Source organism: Pseudomonas fluorescens (genome assembly GCF_001902145.1).
Lineage (GTDB): Bacteria > Pseudomonadota > Gammaproteobacteria > Pseudomonadales > Pseudomonadaceae > Aquipseudomonas > Aquipseudomonas fluorescens_BV.
On sequence record NZ_MRST01000024.1, the window covers coordinates 429,882 to 455,169 of the forward strand.

General features: G+C 61.6%; 22 protein-coding genes and 1 riboswitch. Of the genes, 13 read left to right on the forward strand and 9 right to left on the reverse strand.

Annotated elements, in window-relative coordinates; all coding sequences use genetic code 11:
• Positions 1-28 precede the first annotated feature (28 nt).
• From BUE92_RS15890 to BUE92_RS15900, 3 genes are read right to left on the reverse strand one after another with little or no spacing between them, the layout of a single operon-like run.
• Positions 29-841, reverse strand: a complete 813-nt coding sequence (locus BUE92_RS15890) for an aldo/keto reductase (protein ID WP_073524839.1) — start codon at positions 839-841, stop codon at positions 29-31.
• Positions 838-2,013 carry an NAD(P)/FAD-dependent oxidoreductase gene (locus BUE92_RS15895; RefSeq protein WP_073524842.1) on the reverse strand — a complete coding sequence of 392 codons (1,176 nt, stop codon included), beginning with the start codon at positions 2,011-2,013 and terminating at the stop codon, positions 838-840. Before BUE92_RS15895 ends, BUE92_RS15890 begins: the two co-directional genes overlap by 4 nt.
• Before the next feature lie 55 nt (positions 2,014-2,068).
• On the reverse strand, positions 2,069-2,404 hold the full coding sequence (locus BUE92_RS15900) for a DMT family transporter (RefSeq protein ID WP_003188013.1): 336 nt from the start codon (positions 2,402-2,404) through the stop codon (positions 2,069-2,071).
• Between the two features lie 42 nt (positions 2,405-2,446).
• Here BUE92_RS15900 and BUE92_RS28935 point away from each other — a divergent pair, with 42 nt between their 5' ends.
• From BUE92_RS28935 to waaA, 3 genes are read left to right on the forward strand one after another with little or no spacing between them, the layout of a single operon-like run.
• The gene (locus tag BUE92_RS28935) at positions 2,447-2,569 is read left to right on the forward strand and encodes a hypothetical protein (RefSeq protein WP_256673973.1); all 123 of its coding nucleotides are present in this window, start codon (positions 2,447-2,449) and stop codon (positions 2,567-2,569) included.
• Positions 2,570-2,605: 36 nt separating this feature from the next.
• Positions 2,606-3,496 carry a LysR family transcriptional regulator gene (locus BUE92_RS15905; RefSeq protein ID WP_073524844.1) on the forward strand — a complete coding sequence of 297 codons (891 nt, stop codon included), beginning with the start codon at positions 2,606-2,608 and terminating at the stop codon, positions 3,494-3,496.
• A 23-nt stretch (positions 3,497-3,519) separates the two neighbouring features.
• Entirely contained in the window at positions 3,520-4,797 is a 1,278-nt protein-coding gene (gene waaA / locus BUE92_RS15910) for a lipid IV(A) 3-deoxy-D-manno-octulosonic acid transferase (RefSeq protein ID WP_073524847.1), read from the forward strand.
• A 136-nt stretch (positions 4,798-4,933) separates the two neighbouring features.
• On the opposite strand, the gene BUE92_RS15915 is transcribed toward waaA, so the two are convergent.
• Entirely contained in the window at positions 4,934-6,373 is a 1,440-nt protein-coding gene (locus BUE92_RS15915) for a TolC family outer membrane protein (protein ID WP_032893875.1), read from the reverse strand.
• 196 nt (positions 6,374-6,569) lie between these two features.
• A riboswitch (TPP riboswitch) is annotated at positions 6,570-6,675 on the forward strand.
• A gap of 149 nt (positions 6,676-6,824) precedes the next feature.
• Here BUE92_RS15915 and thiC point away from each other — a divergent pair.
• Positions 6,825-8,714 (forward strand): phosphomethylpyrimidine synthase ThiC, encoded by a 1,890-nt coding sequence (thiC, locus tag BUE92_RS15920; protein ID WP_073524849.1) that lies wholly within the window; start codon positions 6,825-6,827, stop codon positions 8,712-8,714.
• A gap of 154 nt (positions 8,715-8,868) precedes the next feature.
• Here the strand turns inward: thiC and BUE92_RS15925 are convergent, their stop codons facing one another.
• Positions 8,869-9,615 carry an RsiV family protein gene (locus tag BUE92_RS15925; protein ID WP_073524851.1) on the reverse strand — a complete coding sequence of 249 codons (747 nt, stop codon included), beginning with the start codon at positions 9,613-9,615 and terminating at the stop codon, positions 8,869-8,871.
• Between the two features lie 193 nt (positions 9,616-9,808).
• On the opposite strand from BUE92_RS15925, the gene BUE92_RS15930 reads away from it, so the two are divergent.
• From BUE92_RS15930 to BUE92_RS15965, 8 genes are all read left to right on the forward strand, one after another.
• Complete coding sequence (locus BUE92_RS15930; RefSeq protein ID WP_073524854.1) at positions 9,809-10,426, forward strand: NUDIX domain-containing protein; 618 nt, start codon at positions 9,809-9,811, stop codon at positions 10,424-10,426.
• Positions 10,417-10,866, forward strand: coding sequence for a DUF1249 domain-containing protein (locus tag BUE92_RS15935; RefSeq protein WP_073524857.1), 450 nt, complete (start codon positions 10,417-10,419; stop codon positions 10,864-10,866). The genes BUE92_RS15930 and BUE92_RS15935 overlap by 10 nt, the downstream gene beginning before the upstream one ends.
• A 97-nt stretch (positions 10,867-10,963) precedes the next feature.
• Complete coding sequence (cpdA, locus tag BUE92_RS15940) at positions 10,964-11,776, forward strand: 3',5'-cyclic-AMP phosphodiesterase (RefSeq protein WP_073524859.1); 813 nt, start codon at positions 10,964-10,966, stop codon at positions 11,774-11,776.
• 178 nt (positions 11,777-11,954) lie between these two features.
• Positions 11,955-12,563 carry a YqiA/YcfP family alpha/beta fold hydrolase gene (locus BUE92_RS15945; RefSeq protein WP_073524862.1) on the forward strand — a complete coding sequence of 203 codons (609 nt, stop codon included), beginning with the start codon at positions 11,955-11,957 and terminating at the stop codon, positions 12,561-12,563.
• 46 nt (positions 12,564-12,609) lie between these two features.
• Positions 12,610-14,514, forward strand: coding sequence for a DNA topoisomerase IV subunit B (gene parE / locus BUE92_RS15950; RefSeq protein ID WP_073524864.1), 1,905 nt, complete (start codon positions 12,610-12,612; stop codon positions 14,512-14,514).
• Positions 14,514-15,509: an esterase-like activity of phytase family protein gene (locus BUE92_RS15955; protein WP_073524867.1), complete on the forward strand. Its 996-nt coding sequence runs from the start codon at positions 14,514-14,516 to the stop codon at positions 15,507-15,509. The genes parE and BUE92_RS15955 overlap by 1 nt, the downstream gene beginning before the upstream one ends.
• 70 nt (positions 15,510-15,579) lie before the next feature.
• Positions 15,580-17,844, forward strand: a complete 2,265-nt coding sequence (gene parC / locus BUE92_RS15960; RefSeq protein WP_073524869.1) for a DNA topoisomerase IV subunit A — start codon at positions 15,580-15,582, stop codon at positions 17,842-17,844.
• A gap of 173 nt (positions 17,845-18,017) precedes the next feature.
• Positions 18,018-18,731 carry a PqiC family protein gene (locus tag BUE92_RS15965; protein ID WP_073524870.1) on the forward strand — a complete coding sequence of 238 codons (714 nt, stop codon included), beginning with the start codon at positions 18,018-18,020 and terminating at the stop codon, positions 18,729-18,731.
• 127 nt (positions 18,732-18,858) lie between these two features.
• Here BUE92_RS15965 and BUE92_RS15970 read toward each other — a convergent pair whose 3' ends face one another.
• Positions 18,859-20,391: a HAMP domain-containing protein gene (locus BUE92_RS15970; protein WP_073524871.1), complete on the reverse strand. Its 1,533-nt coding sequence runs from the start codon at positions 20,389-20,391 to the stop codon at positions 18,859-18,861.
• A gap of 133 nt (positions 20,392-20,524) precedes the next feature.
• Here BUE92_RS15970 and serB point away from each other — a divergent pair, with 133 nt between their 5' ends.
• On the forward strand, positions 20,525-21,739 hold the full coding sequence (gene serB, locus BUE92_RS15975) for a phosphoserine phosphatase SerB (protein ID WP_003188034.1): 1,215 nt from the start codon (positions 20,525-20,527) through the stop codon (positions 21,737-21,739).
• A 130-nt stretch (positions 21,740-21,869) separates the two neighbouring features.
• On the opposite strand, the gene asd is transcribed toward serB, so the two are convergent.
• The 3 genes from asd to BUE92_RS15990 are packed head-to-tail and all read right to left on the reverse strand — an operon-like array spanning position 21,870 to position 25,154.
• On the reverse strand, positions 21,870-22,730 hold the full coding sequence (gene asd, locus BUE92_RS15980; protein ID WP_073524872.1) for an archaetidylserine decarboxylase: 861 nt from the start codon (positions 22,728-22,730) through the stop codon (positions 21,870-21,872).
• Positions 22,731-22,745: 15 nt separating this feature from the next.
• On the reverse strand, positions 22,746-23,561 hold the full coding sequence (locus BUE92_RS15985) for a rhodanese-like domain-containing protein (protein ID WP_073524873.1): 816 nt from the start codon (positions 23,559-23,561) through the stop codon (positions 22,746-22,748).
• A 57-nt stretch (positions 23,562-23,618) separates the two neighbouring features.
• Positions 23,619-25,154, reverse strand: a complete 1,536-nt coding sequence (locus BUE92_RS15990; RefSeq protein WP_073524874.1) for an HDOD domain-containing protein — start codon at positions 25,152-25,154, stop codon at positions 23,619-23,621.
• Positions 25,155-25,288: the final 134 nt, after the last annotated feature.

Below are 25,288 nucleotides of genomic sequence, written 5' to 3' on the forward strand. Positions count from 1 at the left end.
TGCGACGGGGTCGGCCGCGTGGGCGGCATCAGAGTTGACGAATGACCCGGGCAGCAGTTGCTACGTTGTGGGCCAGGTGCAGCGGATTAATGGTCCCGACAATAGCACTGGCAACGCCCGTTTGCGCAAACAACAAGGTGAAACTGGCCTGAATTGGATCCATTCCCGATTCCAGGCACACGTGGCCGCTGGCCAGGGCCTTTTTCACCAGGATGCCCTTGCCATGGGCGGCTGCATAGTCGATCACGGCTTTCTCAGCCTGTTCATTGAGGTTGTAGGTGACCATCGCGCAATCGCCCTGGTCCAGCGCCTTCACGCCGCCCTCGACGGTTTTGCCGGAGAAGCCGAAACCGCGAATCTTGCCGTCTTTCTTCAACTGCGCCAGGGTCTGGTAAACCTCGCAATCGTTGAGGATATGCAAGTCGTTGCCATCGGAATGCACCAGCACCAGGTCGATAAAATCCGTTTCAAGTCGTTTCAGGCTGCGTTCGATCGACATCCGTGTATGGGCCGCGCTGAAGTCGTGATGGGACACGCCATTGGAAAACTCCTCGCCAACCTTGCTGACGATGACCCAGTCCTTGCGCTGACCACGCAGCAGCGGCCCCAGGCGCTCTTCGCTCATGCCATAGGCCGGCGCGGTGTCGATCAGGTTGATACCCAGTTCGCGGGCCTGGCGCAACAACATGCGTGCCTCGTCGTCGCCAGGGATCTGAAAGCCGTTGGGGTATTTCACCCCTTGGTCGCGGCCCAACTTGACGGTGCCCAGGCCCAGGGGCGATACCAGCAGGCCGGTGCTGCCCAGGGGGCGATGCAGGTCGTGCAGGGTTGGCAGGCTCATGGCAACAGCTGCTCCCAGGCGGGTTGGCCGATTGCCGGGGTTGGCAGGTCGGGCAGAGGGGTGCTGGTGCCTGGGCGGATGCCGTCGCGATCCAGGGCGTGGAGGACACGGTCGGCGAAGTCCGGCGCGAGGGCCAGTTTGGTTGGCCAGCCGACCAGCAGGCGGCCGTCTTCGGCGAGGAAAGCGTTATCGGGACGGCTCAGCCCCGTTTGCAGCGGCTCGGCGCGATCCACCCGCAGGGTGGCCCACTGGGTCTGGCTCATGTCGATCCAGGGCAGCAGTTGCGCCAGCTCTTTCTGCGCGGTGGCGATCTGTTCTTCAGGCGTACGTGCCACGCCGTCAGCCTCGGCGATATCGCCGCCCATGTACCACACCCAGTTGCCATCCGCGGCCGGGTGGGTGGTCACGGTAATCCGTGGCTTGGTGCCACCGCCCAGGCAGTGGGCGTACAGCGGCTTGAGGCCGGGGCCTTTGGCGATGATCATGTGCAGCGGGCGTTTTTGCATAGCCGGCTGGCTATGGCCCAGGGCGGCGAGCAAGTCTGCCGTGCCGCCGCCAGCGCTCAAGACTATGCGCTGGGCGCGGATCTCACGGCCATCGACCCTCAAGCCCACCAGGCTGTCACCCTCCAGCAACGGTTCGATGTGCTGACCGGCGAGCAGACCGTCACCGGCCAATTGCGCCAGGCGGTTGATCAGGCTGGGCACGTCCACCACCAGCTCGGCCAGGCGATAGACCTTGCCTTTGAAGCGACGGTCCTGCAGCGCCAGGGGCAGTTCGTCGCCCTTGACCTGATCGACGCGGCCACGCACGGCCTTGCTGGCGAAAAAGCTGGTGAGGTTGCCGGCAATCGTTCCGGGCGACCACAAGTAATGCGCCTGTGACAGCACGCGCACACCGGACAGGTCCAGCTCGCCGTTGCCGGCCAGGGCTTCACGCCAGCGGCGTGGCATGTCGGCAATGGCTTCGGAGGCGCCAGTGAGGGCGCCATGCAGGGCGTATTTCGCACCGCCGTGAATGATCCCCTGGGACTTCAGGCTTTGCCCGCCGCCCAGGGTGGCGCTTTCCACCAGTACCGTGGAAAACCCCTGGCCGCGCAGGCGCGCATTGAGCCAGAGGCCGGCAACCCCGGCGCCGACAATCAGAACGTCGGTGGAAATAACGGATGGCATCGGCGACCTCAGTGTTCAAGACAAGAGGCGCAGTATACAGGCTGTTGAGTGGCGGTCAGTGCCCGGCGGTTTTCGAGAACAGCTGAATCACCACCACGCCCAGCACAATCAGGCCCATCCCCAGCATCGCCGGCACATCCAGCTTCTGCCCATAGATGAACAGCGCCGCGATGCTGACCATCACAATGCCCATCCCCGCCCATACGGCATAGGCCACGCCGACCGGCACAGTGCGCACCACCAGAGTCAGCATCCAGAACGCCACGCCATAACCGACGATCACCAACAACAGAGGAATAGGTGTGCTCCAACCCTTGATGGCTTTCATGGAAACGGTGGCGATCACTTCCGAGCAGATGGCGATGGCCAAGTAATAGTAGGCGGCATTCATGGGCAAGTCCTCGGTGTGGTTTCAAGAACTGTAGGAGCGAGCTTGCTCGCGAAGAACGTCAACGATAACCCGCGCTTGCTGAATAAACGCGGCGCCTGTGAGTTCTTCGCGAGCAAGCTCGCTCCTACAGTGGTCGGCATTCTAGCCGGCTGCCAGATGGGGTAAAGTCATTACCTATCTGGAATTGAGATGGGTTGAGCCATGAGCGTGCAATGGGATCTGGAGCAGATGCGCCTGTTTGTCAGCGTCGCCGAGCAGCGTTCGTTTTCTGCCGTGGCTCGTGGGCAGCGCAAGGCGCAATCGGCGGTCAGCAATGGCATTGCCCTGCTGGAGGCGGACTTGGGCGTTGTCCTGTTCGAACGTAGCAGCGGCCGGCAACCGCGCCTGACCGAGGCCGGCAGTGTGTTGCTGGAGGAAGCGCGTGAGGTGCTGCGCCAGTGTGAGCGCCTCACGGGCCGGGCCTTATCGTTGACCCGGGGCGAGGAAGCCTGTCTGCGCCTGGCCCAGGATGAGGCGATGTTGTTCCAGCCTGTGCTCGATAGCCTGGAGGCGCTGGCCGTGCAATACCCGCTGCTGGAGGTGCAGTTGTCCAGCGCGGCCCAGGGCGATGTGGCACGCAAACTGGTGGAGCGCAAGGCGGACCTGGGGCTGTTGTTCTATCACGACCAGATTCCCGAAGCCCTGGAGCGACGGGTGGTGGGCAGCGTGGAAATGGTCACGGTGTGCGGTGTGAACCACCCCTTGGCCAAGAAGGATTACGTGACGTGCCAACACCTGGCCCAGTTTCGGCAGTTGCTGATGTCGACCCAGACCAGTGTCTACCCCGGCAGCGAGGCGGCCAGCCCCCTGGTGTGGCGCGCCGACAGCTTCTACGTATTGGCCGAGTGGCTGATGAGTGGCCTGGGCTGGGCCTGGCTGCCTCGGCATATCGTGCAATACCCGACCTACCAGCAACAGATGGTCGAATTGACCAGCGAATGGACGCCGCCCGCCCTCGTGGTGGAACTGGTGTGGCGCCGCGACGAACACCTTGGGCCCGCCGCTCGCTTCTTGGCCAAACGTTTTGCCGAGTGCTTGCAGGCGATCGACTGAAAAAGCCGATAAACTCCGCCGCCATGAATAGAACTCTCTACAGCTGTCTGTTTTACCTGGCGCTGCCGTTGGTGGCCTTACGCTTGTGGTTGCGTGCGCGCAAGGCGCCGGCCTATGCCAAGCGTGTGGGCGAGCGGTTTTCCTATGGCTTGCCGGTGATGCGGCCCGGCGGGATCTGGGTGCACGCGGTGTCGGTCGGCGAAAGCATTGCCGCCGCCCCGATGGTTCGCGGCTTGTTGGAGCGTTATCCACAGCTGCCGATTACCGTCACCTGCATGACGCCCACCGGTTCCGAGCGGATCCAGGCGTTGTTCGCCAACGAACCGCGCATCCAGCACTGCTATTTGCCGTACGACTTGCCCTGCGCCGCCAAGCGTTTTTTGAACCGCGTGCAGCCTACGCTGGCGGTGATCATGGAAACCGAGCTGTGGCCCAACCATATCCATGCCTGCGCCCAGCGCGGTATCCCGGTGGCGCTGGCCAATGCGCGGCTGTCGGCGCGTTCGGCCAAGGGGTACGCGCGATTTGCCAAGCTGACGGCGCCGATGCTGGCAGAAATGAGCTTGTTCGCCGTACAGACCGAGACCGAGGCCGAACGCTTGCGTAGTCTGGGCGCACGCCCTGAAACCGTGGAAGTAACCGGCTCGATCAAGTTCGATCTGAGCATCGACCCCCAGTTGACGGCCCGCGCCACCGCCCTACGTGAACAATGGGGCGCCAGCGAACGCCCGGTCTGGATCGCCGCCAGTACCCACGAAGGTGAAGACGACGTGGTGCTGGCAGCTCATCGCCAGTTGCTGGCGAACTATCCCAATGCACTGCTGATTCTGGTGCCCCGTCATCAGGAGCGCTTTGGCCCGACGTTTGAGCGCTGCGTGCAGCAAGGGTTTGCCACCGTGCGTCGCTCCAGCGGTGAGCCGGTCACCGAGCAAACCTCGGTGCTGCTTGGCGACACCATGGGCGAATTGCTGTTTCTTTACGCCCTGGCCGACAGCGCATTCGTCGGCGGCAGCCTGGTGCCGACGGGTGGGCACAACCCGCTGGAGCCGGCGGCGCTGGGTAAGCCGGTGATCATGGGGCCGCATGTCTTCAACTTCCTCGACATCACCGCGATGATGCGCGATGCTGGGGCGTTGCGAGAGGTGGACGATGCCGATGGGCTGGCGGAGGCGGTGCAACAGTTGTTCGAATTGCCCCAGGACGCGCGCAAGATGGCGCAGGCGGGGCTCAAGGTGATGCAGGCCAATCAGGGCGCGTTAAAGCGTTTACTGGATGGCTTGGACAGACTGATCAAACACTGACAACACCAACCCAATGTAGGAGCGAGCTTGCTCGCGAAAAACGTCAACGATAACGCGTGTTTGCTGAATGAACGCGGCGCCTGTAAGTTTTTCGCGAGCAAGCTCGCTCCTACAGAGGCAAGCCAGCTCCCACATTTTAATAGCCGGGGCGGGCCTTGAGCTGTTCGGCGGCGGCTTTGGCCAGGTCCGGCGGCAGGAAGTCCTTGTCCGGGTTGTAGTCAGCCTTGAGATAGCGCGCCAGATCCTGCAAATCCCCTGGGTTGAGCGTGCCCGCCGCCTGCTTCAAGCGCAGGTTGTCGAGGATGTAGTCGTAGCGGCTGTTGTTGTAGTTGCGCACCGACGCGTACAGCTGGCGCTGTGAGTCCAGCACGTCGACGATGTTGCGCGTGCCCACCTGATAGCCGATTTCCGTGGCTTCCACCGCGCTCTGGTTGGAGATGATCGACTGGCGGCGGGCTTGCACCTGCTCCACATCGGTGTTGACTGCGCGGTGCAGGTTGCGGGTGTTTTCCACCACCTGGCGGCGCAGGCCTTCGCGCTGTTGCTCGGTCTGGTCGAGGCGCGAATAGGATTCGCGCACTTGCGAACTGGTGAGGCCGCCGCTATAGATCGGAATGTTCAACCGCAGGCCGACGGTGCGTTGCGACACATCGCCGCCGTACGGGATGGGCAACTGATTCGGGTTGCTGAAGCCCAGGGCGTCGTTGTCGCCTTTTTCGTACTGCGCCACAGCATCGAGCGTCGGTAAGTGGCCGGCCTTGCGCTGCCGGAGGGTCTCTTCGGCGGCGGTTACCGCGTAATTGCTGGCCAGCAGGTTGAGGTTCTGGCGCCCGGCAGTTTCGACCCAGGCCTTGGCGTCGTTCGGCGCCGGCGGCAGCACCGGCAGCGTGTGGACGATACCCTGGATCGAGTTGTACTGGCGGTTGGTGAGGGTGATCAGCGCTTCGAAAGCGTCGTCCACCTGGCGCTGGGCCAGGATGCGGTTGGCTCGGGCAGTGTCGTAGCTTGCCTGGGATTGCAGCACATCGGTCTTGTCCGACAGGCCCACATCGAAGCGTTCGTTGGACTGGTCGAGCTGGCGCTTGAAGGCATTTTCTTCGGCTTTGGTCGACGCCAGGTTGTCCTGGGCGCGCAGCACGGCGAAGTAGCTTTCGGCACTTTGCAAAATCAGGTTCTGCTCGGAGGCCGACAGTTGCAGCGAGGCTTGCTCGTTGACCGCTTGGGCGGCTTGCAGCTGGAACCAGCGGTCGGCGCGAAACAGCGGCTGGCTCAGGGTGGCCCGCCAGGAATGGGCATCACGGTTGGCCGTGGCGGCCGGTTGGTCGATCTGGGTGCGTACGTTGTTGCTGTCGGCACCGGCCGACAGGTTCGGCAGCAAGCCTGCGCGGGCCTGGGGCACCACTTCTTTTTGCGCGCCGTACTGGGCACGGGCAGCGGCCAGGTCGGCGTTGTTGTTCGCCGCTTCCTGATAGACGCTGACCAGGTCGGTATTGGCGGACAAGGGCGCTTCAGCTGCCCAGACCAGTCCGTTGGTCGCACAAGACACGGCAACAGCCAGTGAGAGTTTGCGCAGCATGAGGCGATCCCTAGTATGAATATTACGATGATAATTTAGCGCCCAAGGCTAAGGCTGGCCATGCCTGGCGTCAAGCCTTGAGGCCGTGCCCGAGTGTAGTGGCCGGACCTTCACACAACAATCCCACGATCACGCCATTCATCACGCTGAATGCACCGCTATTGGCAATTTGCCCACGCCATGGTCTAGACTGGCCGCGTTCTTGTCGGGGTGCCTTGTTGGAAGGCTGAGATCGGTAAATACCGGATCCCGTTGAACCTGATCAGGTTAGCGCCTGCGTAGGGAACAAGATTTCTCGTCACCCGGCGAGTCCTCTTGTGCTTCGTCCGGGATGTTGTTCGACAATCGAACAGCCCTCGTGCGCCAAGCACAGCACTGGTTCCAGTGCGTCCGTCCGTCACAGGTTCGCTCCGACAAAAATCCACCGCCTGGATAAGTTGGAGAGCCCGTGATGAGTACAAAACTAAAAAATACCGTGCACCTGAGTGAATCGGCCAAGGTCGATTCCGGCTCCGTGCAGCCGTTTACCCGCTCGCAGAAAATCTACGTGCAGGGCTCCCGCCCGGATATTCGCGTGCCGATGCGCGAGATCAGCCTGGACGTGACGCCCACCGATTTCGGCGGTGAAATCAACGCGCCGGTCACCGTCTACGACACCTCAGGCCCCTACACCGACCCGAATGTGATTATCGACGTGCGCAAAGGCCTGGCCGATGTGCGCTCGCCGTGGATCGAAGTACGCGGCGACACCGAGCGTCTGCCCGGCCTCACGTCGCATTTCGGCCAGCAACGCTTGAGCGATGCCGAGCTGACCGCCCTGCGTTTTGCCCATGTGAAGAACCCGCGCCGCGCCAAGGCCGGTGCCAACGTCACGCAAATGCATTACGCGCGCAAAGGCATCATCACGGCCGAGATGGAATACGTCGCCATCCGCGAAAACATGAAGCTTGAAGAAGCCCGTGCCAGTGGCCTGCTGGACCAGCAGCACGCCGGTCATAGCTTCGGTGCCAGCGTGCCGAAAATCATCACGCCTGAATTCGTGCGCGAAGAAATCGCCCGGGGGCGCGCGATCATCCCGGCCAACATCAACCACACCGAGCTGGAACCGATGATCATCGGCCGTAACTTCCTGGTGAAGATCAACGGCAACATTGGCAACAGCGCCCTGGGTTCGTCCATCGAAGAAGAAGTGGCGAAACTCACCTGGGGTATTCGCTGGGGCTCGGACACGGTGATGGACCTGTCCACCGGCAAGCACATCCACGAAACCCGCGAGTGGATTATCCGCAACTCGCCAGTGCCAATCGGTACCGTGCCGATCTACCAGGCCCTGGAAAAAGTCGGGGGGGCAGCCGAAGACCTGACCTGGGAGCTGTTCCGCGACACCTTGATCGAACAGGCCGAGCAGGGCGTCGACTACTTCACCATCCACGCAGGGGTATTGCTGCGTTACGTGCCGCTGACTGCCAAGCGCGTGACCGGCATCGTCTCCCGTGGCGGTTCGATCATGGCCAAGTGGTGCCTGGCCCACCACAAAGAGAACTTCACCTACACGCATTTCGACGAAATCTGCGAAATCATGAAGGCCTATGACGTCAGCTTCTCCCTTGGCGATGGTTTGCGCCCGGGTTCGATTGCCGATGCCAACGACGCTGCGCAATTCGGCGAACTGGAGACCCTTGGCGAACTGACCAAGATCGCCTGGAAGCACGACGTGCAAACCATGATCGAAGGCCCTGGCCACGTGCCGATGCAGCTGATCAAGGAGAACATGGACAAGCAACTGGAATGCTGCGACGAGGCGCCGTTCTATACCCTCGGCCCACTGACCACTGACATCGCGCCGGGCTACGACCACATCACGTCGGGTATCGGCGCGGCAATGATCGGCTGGTTCGGTTGCGCCATGCTCTGCTACGTCACGCCCAAGGAACACCTGGGCCTGCCGAACAAGGATGACGTGAAGACCGGGATCATCACCTACAAGATCGCGGCCCACGCGGCCGACCTCGCCAAAGGCCACCCTGGCGCGCAGATTCGCGATAACGCCTTGAGCAAGGCGCGTTTCGAATTCCGCTGGGAAGACCAGTTCAACCTCGGCCTGGATCCGGATACCGCACGTTCGTACCACGATGAAACCCTGCCGAAGGACTCGGCCAAGGTCGCGCATTTCTGTTCGATGTGCGGGCCTAAGTTCTGCTCGATGAAAATCACCCAGGAAGTGCGTGAGTACGCGGCCAACCAGCGCATTGATGCGGTGGATGTGGATGTGGCCAAGGGTTTGGCCGAGCAGGCTGAGCGGTTCAAGCAGGAAGGTAGCCAGCTCTACAAGAAGGTCTGATCCGGGATCGTCGGCGCCTTTACTGGCCTCTTCGCGAGCAAGCCCGCTCCCACAATTGGAATGCATTCCAACTGTGGGAGCGGGCTTGCTCGCGAAGGCGATCGCCTAAACAACAACTACCTTTCAGAGATCACCCCGTTGCGATACCCGACTGTTAGCGGCGTGCCGGCACCAGTTCAGGCTTGATCACGCCGGTGAGGCGCGTATAGGGGAGGGTGATTTCGATCAGTCCCTGTGCGTAAGGGGCGATAGTGCTGACGTTGTACTTGAGCACCACACCGCCGCTGGTCAGGGCCACGTTCGGGGTTTTCTGGAATGGCCAGCTCTTCACGAACTCCGGATCGCGGTCCATCTTGGTGCTGATCAACCAACTGTTGTGGGCAACTTTCGCGGTATTCCAGAAGGCCTGCTCCTGGCCGGGCAGCAGCATGTCGGCCAGGGTCAGTTCCTTGTGCAGAATCCGTGAATAATTGATAAACCCGCGGCCTGGCTCGCCGTGGGCGATGCCGGTGTCCAGGTAACTGGATACTTCAACGATCACCAGTCCGTCATGCTGGTCACGTACCTTGGCTTGCAAGTACATGCCGTGGCGGTCCGGCGACTCACGCAGGAAGGTGTTCCGGTAGGCGTTCAGGCTCGCCGGTACGCTGGCGCCAGGCGTGGTGCGGGTCATTTGCAGCAAACGCTGTTCCACCAGGCTGTCGAGTTGTGGCTCGCTGGGGAAATGCACGGTGTCGATGTTCACCAGCGGGCAGGCTGGGCTCTCACAGCCGGGCTTGATCTGCTCCGATTTGTCGGTGGTAACGTCCAGCGGCTTGAGATAGGCGGGTTGGAACAGGCTCTGGCAAGCACCCAGGGTCAAGGCAATACAGGCCACGGAGGCGATTTTTAAAAGCGACATGTGTGTCCTTCGTAAATCGATGGAAAGCGAAAAGAGTAGCGCTTGGACTGCCAACGTGGCCGCCAGTTCGCCACTAAACTGATTGCAGCGAGTTTGACGCTCGCCGCCTCTCCCGGCAACCGGAAAGGGGCTGCATCAACGAGCGTCGGCGCGTTAGGATGGCGCCCATTGCACGAGCTTAACGAGGGACACCATGACGGACATCGCGAAGTCGACGCCGAACAAGATCGAGATAGTTCAGCGTGACAATGCCTATAAAGGCTTCTACAAGCTCGATCGCGTGCAACTGCGCCATGAGAAATTCGACGGTGGCATGAGCCGAGTGATCAACCGCGAAGTGTTCGTGCGTCATGACGCCGTGTGCGTGCTGCCCTACGACCCGCTGCGCGATGAGGTGGTGCTGATCGAACAGTTCCGCGTCGGCGCCATGGGCCGCGCCGATAACCCCTGGCTGGTGGAGATGGTCGCCGGCCTGATTGACAAGGATGAGCAACCCGAGGAGGTTGCACACCGCGAGGCCGAAGAGGAAGCTGGGCTGACATTCTCCGCGCTGTGGCCGATCACCAAGTATTTCCCGTCGCCGGGCGGCAGTACCGAATTTGTCCACCTGTACCTGGGCCGATGCGACAGCTCGGGCGCGGGTGGCATCCATGGATTGGAAGAAGAAGCAGAAGATATCCGCGTCACCGCCTGGGCCTTCGAAGATGCCTTGCAGGCGGTGCGCGATGGCAAGATTTCCAACGCAGCCAGCATTATCGCCCTGCAATGGCTTGCGCTTAATCGCGCGGAAGTGAGGGGGTTATGGCAGTAAAGGCACGGGAACGTTATCGAGTTGACCTGATCGGGCTGCAAGCGGCCTGCGAGGCCAACTATGCGCGGCTGATGCGCCTGCTCCCGGACATGCGTCACACCCCCCAGGCGCGGCGAATCGCCGTGACCCATGGAGACCAGATGCTTGGCGTGCTGACCCTGGAAGTCATTCTCACCTGCCCATACACCACCACACTGCGGGTACGCCAGGAGCACAGCCTGCCGTGGTTGCCGGTACCGCAATTGGAGGTACAGGTGTACCACGACGCCCGTATGGCCGAAGTGATCAGCGCCGAGCACGCGCGACGCTTTCGCAGCATCTATCCTTACCCGAATGTGTTCATGCACCAGCCCGATGAGAAAGCACAGCTCAATGTGTTCCTCGGCGAATGGCTCAGCCACTGCCTGGCCTTGGGCCATGAGTTTGAAGTGGTGCGGTAGATGTGAACTGCGTCTGCTTCCTTAGGTTTCCTCTTTGTGTCCTGTCCCAGCATAATCGCGCCAAATGTCCATTCCTGTAGTTGCCAGGGAGAGCGCCTTGCCGAGCGTATCCGCCGTGAATCCTGATGCCGTGTTGCTGGTGCAGTTGTCCGACAGCCATCTGTTTGCCGACGCTCACGCCACGCTGCTGGGCATGAACACCCGTGAAAGCCTGCAGCGGGTGGTCGAGCTGGTGCGCGCGCAACAGCCAGCCATCGACCTGATACTGGCGACCGGCGACTTGTCTCAGGACGGCACGCTGGCGTCCTATCAGCAGTTTCGCGATTTGACCGCTCCCCTTGGCGCCCCGGCGCGCTGGATTCCCGGCAACCACGACGAACCGCAGGTCATGGCCCAGGCTGCCATGCACAGTGATTTGCTCGAACCGGTGGTGGATATCGGCAACTGGCGTATCACCCTGCTGGATTCGGCGGTACCCGGGTCGGTGCCGGGCTACTTGCAAGACGAGCAACTGCAACGGCTGGCGCAGGCCTTGAGCGAAGCGCCGGACCGCCATCACCTGGTGTGTTTCCACCATCATCCGGTGCCCATTGGGTGTGCGTGGATGGAGCCGATCGGCCTGCGCAACCCCGAGGCACTGTTTGCCGTGCTTGAGCGCTTCCCGCAGACCAAGGCATTGCTCTGGGGCCATGTGCATCAGGAGATCGACGGCGACCGCAACGGTGTGCGACTGCTGGCTTCGCCGTCCACCTGTATCCAGTTTGCGCCGGGGAGTGAGGATTTCCAGGTCAGCGAGCAGGCGCCGGGTTATCGCTGGTTGCGCTTGCATGGCGACGGACGGTTGGAAACGGGGGTGGAGCGTTTGGTGGGCTTCGCATTCACCGTCGATTACGGCAGCAACGGCTATTAAGACCTGCAAACACTGATCAAAGGGTGGGAGCTGGCTTGCCTGCGATGGCGGTGTACCTGGCGCTGACTCGTTGACTGAATCGCCGCCATCGCAGGCAAGCCAGCTCCCACATTGGGTCCGCTTCTGCCTGCATTCCCTGTAAACTGCGCCTCTTTGGCCCAAGCACGGAGAGCCCGGCATGTCCGCTTCGATCCTGTATATCCACGGTTTCAACAGTGCGCCGGCTTCCAACAAGGCCAGCCAGTTGACCACCGTGATGGGCACCCTTGGCCTGTCCGACCAGTTACGCGTACCGGCGCTGCATCACCACCCTCGTCAGGCGATTCTTCAATTGGAGCAAGCGATTGCGCAACTGGGCCGGCCACTGCTGGTCGGAAGCTCACTCGGCGGCTACTATGCAACCCATCTTGCCGAACGCCATGGCCTCAAGGCGCTGCTGGTCAACCCGGCGGTCAGTCCCCATCGGATGTTCGACGGTTACCTGGGCACCCAGAAGAACCTCTACACCGATGAGACCTGGGAATTGACACAGGACCACGTCACGGCGCTGGCCGAGCTGGAAGTACCGGCTCCCCGGGATGCCGCGCGTTATCAGGTGTGGTTGCAGACCGGGGACGAAACCCTGGATTATCGCCTGGCCCAACAGTATTACCGGGCCTGTGCCTTGCGCATCCAGGCCGGTGGCGACCATGGCTACCAGGGGTTCGCCCAGCAATTGCCGGCACTGTTGTGCTTTGCCGGTATTGGCGCAGATCAGTTTCAATCCTTCGATTTTTCGTCACTGTAGAAAATCGCAGGTCACTTTTTAATCGAACGACTCACGACGAGACCCCATGGCCACTCCCAGCGCTAGCTCTTATAACGCCGACGCCATCGAAGTCCTCTCGGGCCTCGACCCGGTGCGCAAACGCCCCGGCATGTACACCGACACCAGTCGGCCGAACCACCTTGCCCAGGAAGTCATCGACAACAGCGTCGACGAAGCCTTGGCCGGGCACGCCAAGTCGGTGCAAGTCATCCTTCACGCCGACCATTCCCTGGAAGTGTCCGACGATGGTCGTGGCATGCCGGTGGACATACACCCCGAAGAGGGTGTGCCGGGCGTCGAGCTGATCCTTACCAAGCTCCATGCCGGCGGCAAGTTCTCCAACAAGAACTACCAGTTCTCCGGCGGTTTGCACGGCGTGGGTATTTCCGTGGTCAACGCGCTGTCGACCCTGGTGCGGGTCAAGGTCAAGCGCGATGGCAACGAGTACCAGATGACTTTCGCCGATGGCTACAAAGCCACCGACCTGGAAGTGATCGGCACCGTTGGCAAGCGCAACACCGGCACCAGCGTGTACTTTGCGCCGGACCCCAAGTATTTCGATTCGCCCAAATTCTCCATCAGCCGCCTCAAGCACGTGCTCAAGGCCAAGGCTGTGTTGTGCCCGGGGCTGCTGGTCAGCTTTGAAGACAAAGGCACCGGCGAGAAGGTCGAGTGGCACTACGAAGACGGTCTGCGCTCCTACCTGGAAGACTCGGTCAGCGACTTCGAACGCCTGCCCAACGAGCCGTTCTGCGGCAGCCTGTCGGGTAATAAAGAAGCGGTGGACTGGGCGCTGCTGTGGTTGCCCGAAGGTGGCGACAGCGTGCAGGAAAGCTACGTCAACCTGATCCCCACGGCCCAGGGCGGCACCCACGTCAACGGTTTGCGCCAAGGCTTGCTGGATGCCATGCGTGAGTTCTGCGAATACCGCAGCCTGCTGCCGCGCGGCGTCAAGCTGGCGCCGGAAGACGTGTGGGAGCGTATCGCGTTCGTGCTGTCGATGAAGATGCAGGAGCCGCAATTCTCGGGCCAGACCAAGGAGCGCTTGTCGTCCCGTGAAGCGTCGGCGTTTGTCTCTGGTGTGGTCAAGGACGCGTTCAGCCTGTGGCTCAACGAGCATCCCGAGCTGGGCCTGGCCCTGGCGGAGCTGGCGATCAACAACGCCGGCCGGCGCTTGAAGGCGAGCAAGAAGGTCGAGCGCAAGCGCATCACTCAGGGCCCGGCACTGCCGGGCAAACTGGCCGATTGCGCCGGGCAAGACCCGATGCGTTCCGAGCTGTTCCTGGTCGAAGGTGACTCCGCCGGCGGTTCCGCCAAGCAAGCGCGGGACAAGGAGTTCCAGGCGATCCTGCCGCTGCGCGGCAAGATCCTCAACACCTGGGAAGTCGATGGCAGCGAAGTGCTCGCCAGCCAGGAAGTGCACAACATCGCCGTGGCCATCGGGGTCGACCCGGGTGCGGCGGACATGAGCCAGTTGCGCTACGGCAAGATCTGCATCCTCGCCGACGCCGACTCCGACGGCCTGCACATCGCCACCTTGCTGTGCGCGTTGTTCGTCCAGCATTTCCGCCCGTTGGTGGATGCCGGTCACGTCTACGTCGCCATGCCGCCGCTGTACCGCATCGACCTGGGCAAGGAAATTTTCTACGCCCTGGACGAAGCCGAGCGCGATGGTATCCTCGACCGCCTGGTGGCCGAGAAGAAGCGCGGCAAGCCACAGGTCACGCGATTCAAGGGCCTGGGTGAAATGAACCCGCCGCAACTGCGCGAAACCACCATGGACCCGAACACCCGGCGCCTGGTGCAGTTGACCCTGGAAGACTTCGCCGCCACCTCGGAAATGATGGACATGCTGCTGGCGAAGAAACGTGCTGGCGACCGCAAGACCTGGCTTGAATCCAAAGGCAACCTGGCCGAGGTTCTGGGCTGATGCGCACAGGCTTCGCCCTGGCGATCCTGATGTTGAGCACGCTGGCGGTCACCCAGGTGGCCGCAGCCGGCGTGGCAGAGCTCAAGCTGGTCTCGGAACACCCGGTTGACGGCATGCGCGGTGGGAACCTGTCGGGCCTGGCGTTGTGTGGCAACGAGCTGTGGACGGTTTCGGACCGCGATGACGACCAGATCTACCGCCTGGATACCCGTGCGCCGACGTGGAGCGCGCAAGCGCTGAAGATCGACGTGCCGCCCGTGCCCGAGTCCGGCCTGCCTTGGGGCTTGCGTTCGCGCACCAAGGCCGCTTCGTTCATACGTGGCGGCGACCTGGACTTTGAAGGCATCAGCTGTGATGCCGCAGGCAACCGCTACATTGTCAGCGAAGCCCATGCCGCGGTGTTGCAGGTGCCCGCGACGGGCGCGCCGGAGTGGTTGAAAATCGCGCCGGGCATGGTGCGCGAAGCCAGGGCCAGTGGCATGTTGCTGCACTTTAATGCCTTGTTCGAGGGCCTTGCGGTAAACCTTGAAGGCAATCAGATCTGGCTGGCTGCCGAGCGCGAACGCCGTGGCCTGGTCTCTATCAAGCGTGGGCAGAGCGTATGGGATTGCGATGGTCGTTGTGTATTGTTGAGCGAGGCCGGCCAGGAAGTGCAACCGGCGCAGTTCCCCAACGCCAAGGCCGTGTCCAAGGACTTTGCCGACTTGTCGCTGTTCAACGGCAAGCTGTTTACCCTGGAGCGCAATGCGTTCCAGATCTGCCGGCGCGACCCGCTCACGGCCAAGGTTGAGCTGTGCTGGTCGTTTGCCGACGAAACCCTGACGCCACAGCGACGTTACCCACAGTCGTATGGCCTGGCTGAGGCCCTGTTGGTGGATGCCGACGGTGCCTGGGTCGGGATCGACAACAATTTTGGCCCGCGTGCAGATGGTGAAAAACGTCCGATGGTCTATCGTTTTGCCGCTCCGGATAGCGGCTGGAGTGCCCAGCCATGAGTCGAGATTTTTTTGAATTGAATCAGCGCAGCGGCAGTTCCGCTGTGCCTTACCCCATGATGAGGCCCGCATGAGTGACATCCTCGCAGACAGCTTAGATGGCGTAGAACGCCGGTCGCTGGCTGAATTCACCGAAAATGCCTACCTCAACTACTCCATGTACGTGATCATGGACCGTGCCTTGCCGCATATCGGCGACGGCCTGAAGCCCGTGCAACGGCGCATCATCTATGCCATGAGTGAGTTGGGCCTGGACGCCGATTCCAAGCACAAGAAATCGGCGCGTACCGTCGGTGACGTGCTCGGTAAGTTCCACCCCCACGGCGATTCGGCGTGCTATGAAGCCATGGTGCTGATGGCCCAGCCGTTCAGCTACCGCTATACCCTGGTGGACGGCCAGGGTAACTGGGGTGCACCGGATGACCCCAAATCCTTCGCCGCCATGCGTTACACCGAGGCGCGGCTGTCGCGTTATTCCGAAGTGCTGCTCAGCGAGCTGGGCCAGGGCACTGCCGACTGGGGGCCGAACTTTGACGGCACCCTCGACGAACCCCTGGTGTTGCCGGCGCGTTTGCCGAATATCCTGCTCAATGGCACCACCGGTATTGCAGTCGGCATGGCCACCGACGTGCCGCCGCACAACCTGCGCGAAGTCGCCACCGCTTGCGTGCGCTTGCTCGATGAGCCCAAGGCTACGGTCGAGCAGCTCTGCGAGCATATCCAGGGCCCGGATTACCCGACCGAAGCAGAAATCATCACGCCGCGCGCCGACCTGCTGAAGATGTACGAAACGGGCAAGGGCTCGGTGCGTATGCGCGCCGTGTACCACATCGAGGACGGCGACATTATTGTGACCGCGCTGCCGCACCAGGTATCGGGTGCCAAGGTGCTGGAGCAGATCGCCGCGTTGATGCAGGCCAAGCCGTCGAAATTGCCGCAAGTGGCCGACCTGCGTGACGAGTCTGACCACGAGAACCCGTGCCGCATCGTGATCATCCCGACCAATAGCCGGGTGGATCACGAAGTGCTGATGCAGCACTTGTTCGCCAGCACCGACCTGGAGTCCAGCTACCGGGTCAACGTCAACATCATCGGCCTGGACGGCAAGCCGCAGCTGAAGAACCTGCGTAATCTACTGGTGGAATGGCTGGAGTTCCGCGTACGGACCGTGCGCCGCCGCCTGCAATTCCGCCTCGACAAGGTCGAGCGCCGCCTGCACCTGTTGGATGGCTTGCTGATCGCCTACCTCAACCTGGATGAAGTGATCCATATCATCCGTACCGCCGAGCACCCGAAGGCCGAGCTGATCGCGCGTTTCGAGCTGAGCGAAATCCAGGCTGACTATATCCTCGACACTCGCTTGCGCCAGTTGGCACGCCTGGAAGAAATGAAGCTGCGCGACGAGCAGGATGCACTACTCAAGGAGCAAGCCAAGCTGCAAGCCCTGTTGGGCAGCGAAGCCAAGCTCAAGAAGCTGGTGCGCAGTGAGCTGATCAAAGACGCGCAAACCTATGGCGATGACCGTCGCTCGCCTATCGTCGAGCGTGCTGAAGCCAAGGCCCTGACCGAAACCGAGCTGTTGCCCAACGAGAAAATTACCGTCGTTTTGTCGGAAAAGGGTTGGGTTCGCTCCGCCAAAGGGCATGATATTGACGCCACCGGCCTTTCGTACAAAGCCGGTGATGGCTTCAAGACCGCCGCCGCCGGGCGTTCCAATCAGTTTGCGGTGTTTATCGACTCGACCGGGCGCAGTTATTCGGTGCCGGCCCACACCCTGCCGTCTGCACGGGGGCAGGGCGAGCCGCTGACCGGGCGCCTCACGCCACCACCGGGGGCGAATTTCGAGTGCGTGCTGTTGCCGGACGATGATTCGCTGTATGTCATCGCCTCCGACGCCGGTTACGGTTTCGTGGTCAAGGGTGAAGACCTGCAGGCCAAGAACAAGGCGGGCAAGGCGCTGTTGAGCCTGCCGAACAATGCCAAGGTGATCCTCCCAAGGCCGGTGGATAACCGTGAAAGCAACTGGCTGGCGTCGGTGACCACCGAAGGGCGCTTGCTGGTGTTCAAGATCAGCGACTTGCCGCAATTGGGCAAGGGTAAAGGCAACAAGATTATCGGGATTCCCGGTGACCGCGTGGCCAGTCGCGAGGAGTATGTGACTGACATCGCCGTGGTCCCGGAAGGCTCTACCCTGGTGCTCCAGGCCGGCAAGCGCACGTTGTCATTGCGCCCTGACGACCTTGAACACTACAAGGGTGAGCGTGGCCGGCGAGGTAACAAACTGCCACGAGGCTTCCAGCGAGTGGATGCCTTGCTGGTCGAAACACCGGTTTAAGCGGTACTAGAGGCCTCGATCTACGATTTAACGCGTAGATCGATGCTTTCGCGCTGGAGTCATGGCGCATATTCACGGATGATATGGCCTTTCCAGCGCCGGCGTGGCCGAGCGTGTTCAGGTTATTTTTAGTATTACATTGTGGTTCGCCTTGTGGCAGCCACTTGGATGGGATGATGACTGCTCCACGCCTTCCTCTATTTTTGATGCTCGCTGGCCTTTTGGGGTTGGCGGGTTGCAGCACACATCAACCGGTGTCGCTGTACCAGCTGGACAGCGGAAGTCCGGCTCAGCCAGCCCAAACCGCTGGCATGGCAGTATTGCTGGGGCCGGTAGTCGTTGCCGATTACCTGCAACGCGAAACCCTGCTTCAACGTCAGAACGACGGCAGCCTGCAAGGTTCCACAGATGGTCGTTGGGCCGGTAGCCTGTCGTCGGATATCAACCAGTTGATGTTGCGTCAGGTCGCCGGCCAGTTAGACAGCCAGCGTGTGGTCCTGGCACCGGGACCCTCCGGGTTCACCCCGGATGTACAGGTGCTGCTGACCATTACGCGTCTGGATTCCGGCAAGTCGCAACCGGCGATCCTGGATGCACAGTGGCGCCTGATCGACCGTCGCGGGCAGGTGCGGGACAACCGCATTGTGCACCTGCAGGAAGAACACGCCGGCACCACTGCGTCCCAGGTCCAGGCCCAGGGTGTGCTGTTGCAGCACTTGGCACAGCAGTTGTCGGTGGCGCTCAAACCATTGGCCAACCAGCCGCCGATTGCCGAAGCGCAGCCGCGTAAACAGGCCCCCGCCCAGTCCAAGCCTGCGGCCCCGGAAAAACCGAAGATGCCGATGGCCACGCCGATTCGTACGGACTTGGAAGTGTTCAGGTTCTGATCTGAATGGCGCACAAATAAAAGGCCCGCTGAATAAGCGGGCCTTTTTGTTGGGCTGTACTTCCTGAATGAACGCGGCGTCTGTGAGTTTTTCGCGAGCAAGCTCGCTCCTACAAAAAACCTTAGCCTCAGGGCTTGCGGGTCTCATGCATCCGCGCCAACTGCCGCTCCAGCATCGACGGATACGGCTCCATCAACCGCTCCACACAACTGGCTCCTTCAGGGCTGGCAATCGGGCGGATACGGGCGCGTTGGCGGATCAGCGAATCTTCACTGATCTTGCGCTCCACCAGCAGCAGATTGCGGCTGTGCTGAGACAAGGCCAAAGCATCCTGGGCGATTTCGGTCAGCAGCAGGTCGATCTGGCTGATGCCAAACAGGTCGTCACCCACGGTTAGACCCAACTGCAGTTGCAGGGTAATGCCGCTGTCGGCCACTTCGATCTGCAGGGCATGGCCCAGGGCGCGCAACAGCTCGCCGCAGCAGATGGCATTGGTCAGGTAGTCCTCGCCGCTGTCTTCGCTGTGGAACAGCATCAGCGTGCTGCCATCGTTCAGGGTGTGCAGTTCGCTCTGGTAGAGCGAAGCGGCCTGGTCGAGGCAGTCGCGGTAGCGTTCGAGCAGTTCGGTCAGGCGGGCACGGGGCAGGCGGCGCAGTTGTTCCTGGGCACCCAATTGCACGGCGAGTACGGCACTGTGCTGTGGCTCGGCGTTCTTGACCGCAACCGGTTTCGGTGCGGCGACCGGTGCTACTGCCGAGGTGTCGCGCAGGTCGGCGAACGGGTCTTCGTCGTCCAGTTCATCTTCCTCGGCCTTGATCACATGGCGCGGCGCAGGCTTGAGGCCGGCCACCGGGGCGCTTTCGTCGAAGCCTGGGTCGCGCAGGTCGCGCACTTCAAACTCAGGCTCGTTACTGTAATCCTCGGTGTCGTCATACTCAGGCTCGGGCTCGATCTCAGGCGCTTTTGGCTCCGGGGCAAAGCTGGCGTGGAGCTGGCGCGCGAGGTCGCCGATTTCGTCCTGGCGATCGGTGGCCGGGGTGTGTTCGTCGATATCCCGCAGCCAGATGCGCAGTTGCATCAACGGCGTGGAGATATGCCGACCCAGGCGCAGGCTCAAGGCCAGGGCCAGGGCCAGCAGGATCGCACTCAAAATGCCCATGCTTTGCAGGCTGATGGTCATTGGCTGCTGGAACTGCTGCATGTCGAGGCTGATACGCAGTTGGCCGGCCTTCACATCCTGAAAGGTGATGTTGCTCTGGTACAGACCCTCGGCTTCACCCAACAGGCCATTCTTCGGGCGTTGCCCGGCTTCGGCCATGATCCGGTTGTCCACGCTATAGATAGCGGCGTGGGCCACCAGCGGGTTCTTGGTCAGGTTGTTAAGCAGCACGTTGAGGCTGAGGATGTCGTTGGACACCAGCAACTCAGTCGCCGAAGTGGCAGTCTGGGTTGTCAGGCTCGCGCCCAGGGCGTCAGCTTGCTCGTGCATGGCCTGCTTGAACTGCAAACCCATCACGCAGGCGTAGATCACCAGGGCCAGAGCGACCAGGATCACGTTATGGCTGGCGATGCGTAATGCGATCGGTACACGGCGGTGACGCAGTGCGCGGAAGATCAGCAGGAAGAAGTTATCGGTTTTTACTGGCGTGGGCCGGTTCACTTGCGCTCGGCTCTTGGTCCGTGAAGTTGACGCGCAGTATAGCGACAGGCCCATGGCCGGCAAAGCGCTGGCTGTGCCCGATGGTCACTGAAAGTGGGTAGAATGCGGTTTTTTTCCAGCCTGGGGGTGCGCTTTGCGCGAAATTGTCCTGATCAACATCACGGGTGAAGACCGACCGGGTCTCACCGCAGCCATTACCGGCGTCCTGGCCCAGGGTGGTGTGAACATTCTCGACATCGGCCAGGCGGTGATCCACGACACCTTGTCGTTCGGCATCCTGGTGGAAATCCCCAGCACCGAACAGGCCTCTTCGGTGCTCAAGGACATTCTGTTTACCGCGTATAAGCTCGATCAACAGGTGCGTTTCACCCCGGTGTCCGAAGCTGACTACCAGCACTGGGTCGAAGGCCAGGGTAAAAAGCGCCATATCGTCACCCTGTTGACCCGCAAGGTAACGGCTGAGCAGTTGCAGCGCGTCAGTTCGATCACCGCGCAATACGGATTGAATATCGACCATATCGACCGTCTGTCGGGTCGCATGCCATTGGACACCCCGGCTGACAAGGGCAAGGGCTGCATCGAATTCTCCGTGCGTGGCGAACCGGCTGACGCGCAAGCGCTGCGCGCCGATTTCCTGAGCGTGGCTCAGGAACTGAATGTCGATATCGCCTTCCAGGAAGACTCCCTGTTCCGTCGCAACCGCCGCTTGGCGGTGTTCGACATGGACTCCACCTTGATCGAAGCCGAAGTCATCGACGAACTGGCCAAGGCGGCCGGTGTAGGCGAGCAAGTCTCGGAGATTACCGAGCGCGCGATGGCCGGCGAGCTGGATTTTCGTGCCAGCTTCAAGGAGCGTCTGGCGCTGCTCAAGGGCCTGGACGTGGGCGTGCTGGACTCGATCGGCGCGTCGCTGCGCCTGACTGAAGGCGCCGAAACCCTGTTCGCCGAACTCAAACGCCTGGGCTATAAGACCGCCATCCTGTCCGGCGGCTTCACTTACTTCGCCAAGCAGTTGCAGGCCAAGCTGGGCATTGACTATGTATTCGCCAACGAGCTGGAAGTGGTGGATGGCAAAGTGACTGGCGTCGCGGTGGAGCCGATTGTCGACGCCCAGCGCAAGGCCGACCTGCTCAAGGAATTGGCCCACAAGGAAGGCTTGCGCCTGGAACAGACCATTGCGGTCGGCGACGGCGCCAATGACTTGCCGATGCTGGCGATTGCCGGGTTGGGCGTGGCGTTCCGTGCCAAACCGTTGGTCAAGCAGTCAGCCAAGCAGGCGATTTCGACACTGGGGCTGGATGGCGTGCTGTATCTGCTGGGCTTGCGTGACCGCGACGGTCAGCTCTAGAGCATCACACAAACCACTGTAGGAGCGAGCTTGCTCGCGAAAATCGTCAACGATTCCCCGGGCATTCTGGATGTCCGCGGTGTTCTTGAGTGCTTCGCGAGCAAGCTCGCTCCTACAGGGACTGTGTCGATCAAGCTTTCGGCAGTGCGATACCCTGGCCCATCTGCACCGGCGTACCCGCTGCCAGTTCTTCAGCCCACTTCACTTGATCCGGCCCGAACAACACGATGGCGGTCGATCCCAGTTTGAAACGACCCAGTTCCGCACCCTTTTCCAGATGAATCGGCGCACGGGCCGCTTCGTCGTAGCGGAAGGTTTTCAGCTCACGTTTCGGCGGCGTTACCAAGCCTGCCCACACGGTTTCAATCGAAGCAACAATCATCGCACCCACCAACACCACGGCCATCGGGCCGCGTTCGGTGTCAAACAGGCAGACAACACGCTCGTTACGGGCGAACAGCTCCGGCACGTTTTCGGCGGTGGTCTGGTTGACCGAGAAAATCCGCCCTGGCACATACACCATCTCGCGCAGGGTACCAGCCAGCGGCATGTGCACCCGGTGGTAGTCCTTGGGCGACAGGTAAATAGTCGCGAAGTCGCCGCCCATGAACGGCGCAGCCATTGCCGCATCGCCACCGAGCAGTTCCAGCACGCTGAAGCTGTGGCCCTTGGCCTGGAAGATACGGCCATGTTCGATCGGGCCTAGCTGGCTGACCGCACCGTCGGCGGGGCTCAGCACTGCGCCTGGGGTTGGATCCAACGGGCGGGCGCCGTCTTTCAACGCGCGGGTGAAGAAGGCGTTGAAGTGCTCGTAGGCGCTCAGGTCTTCCACCAGGGCCTGGGACATGTCCACCTGGTAGCGCTTGGCGAACCAGGCAGTGAAGGCGTTCTTGAACCAGCGCACGCGGCACTCGGCGATACAGCCGGCCAGGCGCGACAGCAAGTGGTGCGGCAGCAAGTACTGGCTGAGGATAAACAACTGCTTTTTCATAACTGTCCTTAAACCTTAAATCTCAACGGGGGTGTCGGGGTGGTTGCCCCATTCGCCCCAGGAACCGGCATAACCTTTGACTCGCGGATAACCGAGCGCCTTGGCCACCAGGTAGGTGAAGCCAGAGCGGTGGTGAGTCTGGCAGTGGGTGATGATTTCTTTGTCTTTGGTCAGCCCGAGGCCTTCAAGGATTTGCGGCATGTCACGGCGGATACGCAGGTTGCGTGCCTTGTCCATGCCGGCGGTCCATTCGAAATTCACCGCGCCGGGAATGTGGCCGCCCTTGGCTGCGAGCACTTTCTCGCCGGAATACTCCAGCGGGCCACGAGCGTCCCAGATCCCCAGGTCGGCCGCGCCGAGGCGGCTTTGCAGGTATTCGCGGGTGGCGGTAGGGCCGTCGTGCAGCGTAAGGCTGACCGGGCCGCCGGCTGCTGGGGGCACATCGGTGGAAAGCGGGTGTCCTTCCTCCAGCCATGCCAGCAGGCCGCCGTCGAGGTAGTGATATTTCTGGTGGCCGATTACGTCGAGCATCCAGATAAAACGCCCGGCCCAACCGCCGCCTTCGTCGTCATAGACCACATAGGTGGCGTCCGGGGTGTGGCCCAGTTCGCCGAACAGTTTTTCCAGGTCGGCCTTGCTCGGTAGCAGGCCGGGTGCCGGTGGCTGGCCCAGTTGGGTGCGCTTGGGGTCAACGAAATGCGCGCCGGGGATATGCCCTTCGGCGTAGCGGGCGACATTGGTGAGGTCTACCAGTATCAAGTGCTTGGAATCGAGGCGACCCAACAGGTCGGCGGATTCGATCACCAGCGGCAAGCCAGAGAAGTCAGGCATGTGAGGTCTCCTGGGCACAAATGTTGGCGATAAAGGCCGGTGATTGTAGCGCAAGCATCAGGCGCTGCGGTTGGTAAAGCTGTGCAGGGCTTTCTCGATGCATTGGGCGGTTTTGCCGAACGCCTGCACGGTGGTTTCCGAGAGCGGCCCTCCCCCCTGGTCCGCCACGATCAGCATGACCACGCGACCGTTGCAGCTCAGTGAGCGCAACAGCAGGTGCTCGCCAATAAACAGACGACGCAGGATCGGTGGCAGCAATGCGGAAAACTGCGCATGGTTGTCGGGGTTCAGGCGTACCTGAGCAGACTTTTCCAGCAAGCGTTGCAGCAACGTGCTGTTCATTACATCCAGGCTCAGGTGAGCCGCGTCCTTGGGCAGGCCGTCGGCTTGGTGTACGCGCAAGGTGCTCAAGGCGCGATCTGCCATGAATATCAGTACCCGCTGCATGCCACTGGCGACCAGGGCTTCCTTGGCGCAAGTGGTCAGGTGCATGGCGTTGGCAAAGCGGCTCGGCTCCACCAGCAGCTCGGTGCAACGCGTGCGCCACACGGCCAACGCTTCGGCAGTCGGAGGCGGTGCAGGCAGCAAGCCGCGATGGACTTTCTGTACGTGCCACGGCCAGATCAGCGACAGCGCCGGGTGCCAGAGGTCGGGCATCAAGGTGGTACGAGCACTGGTCACCGCTTGCTGGTGGGCTTGCTGTTGCACATCGCTCAACGGCGTTTGCAGGTACAGCGCCGTCAGGTATTGCCAGCGCTCGGTGTGCGGGCAGGTCCAGGATTCCTGGGCCGACATCGCCAGGCCGTTGGCCAGCAACACGGTGTTGGCCGGCTGGTTCAGCCAGCGCCGCAGGTTGGGCTCGGCATCGAGCAATTGCTGGTGGCGCAGGGCATCGTCTTGACGGGCAATGTGCAGCGCCTTGACCAGCAGGCGTTGCTCGGCCAACAGCAACTTGTAGCCTTGCGAAACCCAGATCGGCAGGTGCCAGGCTTCGGTCAAGCCCAGGCACAGGTCAAGCAAACGCACGCCGAACAGCTGTTGCTCGACCTGGCGCACCGATTGGCCTTTATGGATCACCCGCAACTCCCACTCCTCCAGGAGCTTGGGGTAGGCGACGGCCATCGGCCACAGCGGCGACAGAAACAGCAGGCTGCCCCAGTGGATGTCCTGCCACAGCCGCGCCAGGCGACTGCCGAACAAACCGTTGGCTTGCTGTGATGCGTGCTGGCTGATCAGCAACAGCTGACGCAAGGCCACGGGGATTTCCTGGGCGGGTACCGAAGGCAGGCGCGCCAACAACTCCTCGGCACGTTTGAGGCCCAGGCGGTTAAGCGCGACTTCAAGGTTTTCCGCAGGTTCGGCCAGGCTGCCGTGGGCTTGGCTGTTGGCTTCGCGCATCACACTCAGCACCAGGGCCGGACTGTTTTGCATCAACTCAGCAATATCTCGCAATGAACTGCGGCTATCGCGAATGGCTTTGCACACGCGTTCATGGCTGGCCTGGGGCACGGGCAGCAGCACGTCGTCCAGGCACTTGATCCAAGCGGCGAGGGTAGTGGGGCGGTTTGTTGGGACTGTCGTTTCAATTGCCATGATTGGGGCGCGATCATCACTTGCGTTCAACACGCCCGGAACGGGCCGAATTGGCTTTTCGCCTTAACGGGCTATAGTCTGGCGCAGTTTTGCCGATAAGTAGAACAAGAGTTTTGTGCAACACCCCATATGTC

Excerpts from the sequence above, each read along its gene's own strand:
- BUE92_RS15890 (WP_073524839.1), bottom strand. The coding sequence starts at position 841 with ATGAGCCTGCCAACCCTGCACGACCTGCATCGCCCCCTGGGCAGCACC.
- BUE92_RS15895 (WP_073524842.1), bottom strand. The coding sequence starts at position 2,013 with ATGCCATCCGTTATTTCCACCGACGTTCTGATTGTCGGCGCCGGGGTT.
- BUE92_RS15900 (WP_003188013.1), bottom strand. The coding sequence starts at position 2,404 with ATGAATGCCGCCTACTATTACTTGGCCATCGCCATCTGCTCGGAAGTG.
- BUE92_RS15905 (WP_073524844.1), top strand. The coding sequence starts at position 2,606 with ATGAGCGTGCAATGGGATCTGGAGCAGATGCGCCTGTTTGTCAGCGTC.
- waaA (WP_073524847.1), top strand. The coding sequence starts at position 3,520 with ATGAATAGAACTCTCTACAGCTGTCTGTTTTACCTGGCGCTGCCGTTG.
- BUE92_RS15915 (WP_032893875.1), bottom strand. The coding sequence starts at position 6,373 with ATGCTGCGCAAACTCTCACTGGCTGTTGCCGTGTCTTGTGCGACCAAC.
- thiC (WP_073524849.1), top strand. The coding sequence starts at position 6,825 with ATGAGTACAAAACTAAAAAATACCGTGCACCTGAGTGAATCGGCCAAG.
- BUE92_RS15925 (WP_073524851.1), bottom strand. The coding sequence starts at position 9,615 with ATGTCGCTTTTAAAAATCGCCTCCGTGGCCTGTATTGCCTTGACCCTG.
- BUE92_RS15930 (WP_073524854.1), top strand. The coding sequence starts at position 9,809 with ATGACGGACATCGCGAAGTCGACGCCGAACAAGATCGAGATAGTTCAG.
- BUE92_RS15935 (WP_073524857.1), top strand. The coding sequence starts at position 10,417 with ATGGCAGTAAAGGCACGGGAACGTTATCGAGTTGACCTGATCGGGCTG.
- BUE92_RS15945 (WP_073524862.1), top strand. The coding sequence starts at position 11,955 with ATGTCCGCTTCGATCCTGTATATCCACGGTTTCAACAGTGCGCCGGCT.
- parE (WP_073524864.1), top strand. The coding sequence starts at position 12,610 with ATGGCCACTCCCAGCGCTAGCTCTTATAACGCCGACGCCATCGAAGTC.
- BUE92_RS15955 (WP_073524867.1), top strand. The coding sequence starts at position 14,514 with ATGCGCACAGGCTTCGCCCTGGCGATCCTGATGTTGAGCACGCTGGCG.
- parC (WP_073524869.1), top strand. The coding sequence starts at position 15,580 with ATGAGTGACATCCTCGCAGACAGCTTAGATGGCGTAGAACGCCGGTCG.
- BUE92_RS15965 (WP_073524870.1), top strand. The coding sequence starts at position 18,018 with ATGATGACTGCTCCACGCCTTCCTCTATTTTTGATGCTCGCTGGCCTT.
- asd (WP_073524872.1), bottom strand. The coding sequence starts at position 22,730 with ATGAAAAAGCAGTTGTTTATCCTCAGCCAGTACTTGCTGCCGCACCAC.
- BUE92_RS15985 (WP_073524873.1), bottom strand. The coding sequence starts at position 23,561 with ATGCCTGACTTCTCTGGCTTGCCGCTGGTGATCGAATCCGCCGACCTG.
- BUE92_RS15990 (WP_073524874.1), bottom strand. The coding sequence starts at position 25,154 with ATGGCAATTGAAACGACAGTCCCAACAAACCGCCCCACTACCCTCGCC.